This window comes from Candidatus Protofrankia californiensis, assembly GCF_900634765.1.
Taxonomy (GTDB): Bacteria; Actinomycetota; Actinomycetes; order Frankiales; family Frankiaceae; genus Protofrankia; species Protofrankia californiensis.
This window is the reverse complement of the sequence record NZ_CAAAFT010000250.1, coordinates 18,068-18,931: the sequence shown is the minus strand read 5'-3', so window position 1 is coordinate 18,931 and position 864 is coordinate 18,068. Positions and strand designations below refer to the sequence as shown.

The 864-nt window shown below is 66.6% G+C and carries 1 protein-coding gene and 1 pseudogene; one reads left to right on the top strand and one right to left on the bottom strand.

Annotated features, from left to right (window positions below; translation table 11 throughout):
- The coding region (locus DD1DGNOD_RS13410) for a DNA polymerase (protein WP_241255693.1) at positions 1-353 on the top strand (353 nt) is incomplete at its 5' end.
- 382 nt (positions 354-735) lie between these two features.
- Here the strand turns inward: DD1DGNOD_RS13410 and DD1DGNOD_RS31195 are convergent.
- A pseudogene (locus tag DD1DGNOD_RS31195) lies at positions 736-864 on the bottom strand (transposase); the annotation flags it as partial.

Below are 864 nucleotides of genomic sequence, written 5' to 3'. Positions count from 1 at the left end.
GCTCGGATCGGGCCGGCTCGGATCGGGCCGGCTCGCCCCAGGTGGACACGGATCGCTCGGCGGCCGCGCGCGGCCGGTTCGCCCGCAACGCCGTCATCCAGGGTGCCGCGGCCGAGCTGTTCAAGGCGTGGGCGGTCACCGTCCGCCAGGAACTTCTCCCCCTCGGCGGCACGATCGTCCTCTGCCTGCACGACGAGCTGCTGCTGCACGTCCCCGCCGACCGGGCGGAGGACGCCGTGCTGCTCACGCACCGGACGCTGGCCGCGACCGCCGCGTACTGGGCGGCCGGAAGCGGGGTCCGGTTCGTCGCCGACGTTTCCGTGATCGACAGATGGTCGGACGCCAAGAACTGACGGATGCCGGCCACGTCCCGTCAGCCGAACGCCGGCAGCGGATCCGGCGCGAACTGGCAAAGGATGTATCGCGATCCTGCAAATATTCAGCCGGACCGTCCGGAAAGCAAACCGTCCGGAAAACGGATGACACCACGGACACCACCAAGATGGGGCTTCCCCACTCCTGAATGTGTGAATTTCCTTCCCGAGGCGCCTGGAGCCGGTCAGTGCCTGCGACAGGGCGGAACCAGCGTAACTCCTTGTAGCCAGCAGTACCTCAACGACAGCTGGCGAGCTGGATACGATCGCGACAATCATTGGAGATTCGTGGATGGCATGTGCATTCTTTGCGGATCACCTTCGTGGGACGATCAGTGCGTCACGACCTGTACCACCGTCTCCACGTTCCGTCCCGCTGCCAGTCCCGAAAACAACCCGTGGACTATGCGCCAGTGCCCGTGGCGGGCCGGCACGCCCCGCCACGGCGCACCCATCCGGGTCGCCATCGGATGTCATCGATCAACTGACG